General features: G+C 51.9%; 4 protein-coding genes. All 4 read right to left on the bottom strand.

Going from position 1 to position 2,914, the window contains the following annotated elements; all coding sequences use genetic code 11:
• Positions 1 to 963 (bottom strand): hypothetical protein (locus VLA04_06825; GenBank protein ID HSI21369.1); only part of this gene is annotated, 963 nt, incomplete at its 3' end.
• A gap of 99 nt (positions 964 to 1,062) precedes the next feature.
• A complete protein-coding gene (locus VLA04_06820; protein ID HSI21368.1) occupies positions 1,063 to 1,287 on the bottom strand; it encodes a hypothetical protein in 225 nt (74 codons plus the stop codon).
• Positions 1,288 to 1,525: 238 nt separating this feature from the next.
• Entirely contained in the window at positions 1,526 to 2,509 is a 984-nt protein-coding gene (locus VLA04_06815) for a carbohydrate kinase family protein (GenBank protein ID HSI21367.1), read from the bottom strand.
• Between the two features lie 10 nt (positions 2,510 to 2,519).
• A partial coding sequence (locus VLA04_06810; GenBank protein ID HSI21366.1) for a class II fructose-bisphosphate aldolase occupies positions 2,520 to 2,914 on the bottom strand: 395 nt, incomplete at its 5' end.

Genomic DNA, 2,914 nt, shown 5'->3' with positions numbered 1-2,914 from the left:
ACGGCCAATCCGCTTATGCCTAATAACGAGAGGTGAACCTGAAGTAAGGAACATCACCAACCCAATAAGAAGGTAGAACGGCGACGCAATAATTATTAGCAATGTGCTTACCACAATATCAAAGGTGCGCTTGGCAATCCTTCCCCAGCCATCCAGTGGGGTTGGCTTTACTTCAATGACAGGGATGCCCAACTCTTCGTGGATGGTGTAATCAGCCCCTTGAAGTGCAGTGAGGGCGCGCGGCAGGAAGCCAAAGCCTACATGCTGCTCCAAGCAACGGTTGCGCAGCGTGATGAGGTTCTCTACGGTGAATTTCTCATTGACGATGATAAGCTCGTCAATTTGATCGCGGGTAATATGGGGCAACAGGCCATCCACGTCATCCTCCTCTATCTTTACGAGGCTGTATTGGGCGCTCCAGCCCTTTGTCAGCTGTTTCATGAGGGTTTTAGCAGCTTCATTGTTTCCCACTACGCCAACCCTTACTACGCCCGTCCCTAGGCGGTAGAGAGCCTGCTGAATAAGCCGGATGAGGGCACGCCCCGCCATGACGAATACAATTCCGAAAAGCCAACTGTACAAGACGGTGGTGCGAGGAAGGAAAAAGTCCCGCTTAAAGAGGAAGAGTAGCAGGATGAAAAAGAGGCCAACGGAAACGCCAAGGGCCACTTTCCCCAGTCGCTGCCAGAAAGAAGCGGTGCGGGTAAGGCTGTAGAGTCCAGTTAGGGCAAAGATCGCCACCATGCCCGGAACCAGGTAGGCAACGTAGTGGAGATACTGCGCGTATGGCTGGATGGTACTGGCAGGGTTGTACTGGATCCTACTGGAAAGACCACCAATCACATCGGGAGAAAGCAAGGTGACGTTGTCCCGAAGGTAATACGCAGCCAAGAACGCCAAGAACAACATAAGGGCATCAAGCGGAACCAGGAGTGCGGTGAAAGCAAGTTCGGAGCGTTTCATTCTCAGGGGCTACACGTTTGTATGGACTGCATTGCTATAAGCGTAGCAGGTTGGCTACCAAAAAAGGAGCCTTGCGGCTCCCTTTTTGTACGGGGCTGGTTAGGCCTTCTTTTTAAGAAGGAGAAGACCAGTGCGTGGGTTTTCAGAAACCATACGTGTCTCTGGCACAGCGTCGATAGCGTTTGGCGCATCAACCTTGCGTGCGAAGTAGTAAATGGTCTCCTGACGGCCACCCTTGAGGGTTACCTTCTTCGAGTGAAGAAAATATTCTTGACCGCGGGAGTTGATCTGGGAATATGCCACAGTAACTCCTGATTCTTCCAAGTTTCCTTGGAGGTATTAAGCTTCTTAGCTGCGATCAGTATTGCTAAAGTACTTTCCAGGTGTCAACTGGTTAATGGTCCTTTTTCAGGTTAGTGGTGTCGCTATTTGGCTCTAGTAGCCCATAGTTGAATCAGCATCATTTGTATGAAAAGTCCGGTGTATCTTACTTTCCAGAGCTGCTTTAGCAAAGAAAAAAGACGTTCTTCCGAACGTCTTTTCGCTTAGAATAGGCTCTTACCTACCGCATTGGTTCAGGCTGAAGGCCTGGATGTGCCGCTAGAATAGCCTCAATCTCAGACTGCGGGAGAAGGCCTGCTTGCGGTCCTACTTGCTGGATGCATGAGCTTGCTTGCGCCTGGCCCCAGAGCATTGCCTCGCCTAGGGTTTTCCCGTGAGAGAGGGCAGCGGCAAAGGCGGATGAGAAACTGTCTCCAGCACCCGTGGCTTCGTTGCGGGGGGCTTCCTCAATAATTCCCAAGTAAATGTACTCATTGCCGTCGGAAACGTAGGCACCCTTGGTACCATCGGTCACCAAGGCAATCTTTGGCCCAAGGGCAAGGATACCGTCCAAGTGCTGGCGGAAATCCTCAGTCTTCTCAATTCCTAGGTACATCTCAGCCTCTTCCTTGTTCACCATGAAGACCTTGGTGTGGCGGAGCAGCTCTGCAGCTGGCGCACTCCCCAGCTTCAACTGGAAGGTACCAGGCTGGTAACAAAGGTTGGCCTGGTGCTGCTCTGTATACGCGCAAATGTCAGGGAAGATGCTCTCTGAGCCCTCACCCATGGATGAAAGATAGATCCACTTTGCAGGCTCAATCTTTGGGAAAGCATAGTGCCGGTGCTCATGATACACCAAGATACTGCGCTCACCATGCAAGTTGATGACGGTACTGAAGTTGGACATCTTGTCGTTGTCAGTCACCACAAAGTCAGTGTCGATATTATCAGCCTGAAGTGTCTTAACGATGCGCTCGCCCTGGTCGTCCTTACCCACGTGAGTGTAGAGGGCTGTTTTAAGACCTAAGCGCGCAAAGGAGACGGCTGCGTTGGCAGAGTTGCCTCCAATAGTGTCGTGAAGCGCCTTAACAGGAATCTTGTCTGCCCAGCTAAAGCAAATCTCGCAGTTTTCGTCGTTTTTGCGGCAATTGATGTGCACTGTGTCATCGGTCATTTCCAAGAACACGTTGTGCGATGTGTCACCTATTGAAAGAAAGTCGTACATGTAACCCTATTTATGAAGTATGAAAGTAGGCGTAGTGCGCCTTGACCAGTTCTCGTACCGCCGTAGCGCCGTACCCCAGGTAACGGGATGGGTCGCATTCGGAACGGCTGCGCAGCGCCGTGCGGATTCCTGCGGTAAACGCCTCGTTAAGCTCTGTGGAAAGGGTCAGGCCAACACAACCAGCTGTGATCAAGTCACGGCTTTTTTTAGCACTGATATGCATTCCACCGGCAATAGCTGGCACCTCCACTGCTTTGCAGTATTCGTGCATCTCGGAAAGCTTCTCCCGTGGGGCCAGCCGGATATAGTGTGCGTCATGCTTACCCGCCAAGGCCTCCATGGCCCGCAGGGTGGTGATGTCCGTAGGCTCAATACCCACCTCTGCCCCATGCGCTAATGCCTCAA

The sequence above is a fragment of the Verrucomicrobiia bacterium genome, assembly GCA_035460805.1.
GTDB lineage: Bacteria > Patescibacteriota > UBA1384 > CAILIB01 > CAILIB01 > DATHWI01.
The sequence above is the reverse complement of the archived record's forward strand: the minus strand, read 5'-3'. Positions and strand labels throughout refer to the sequence as shown.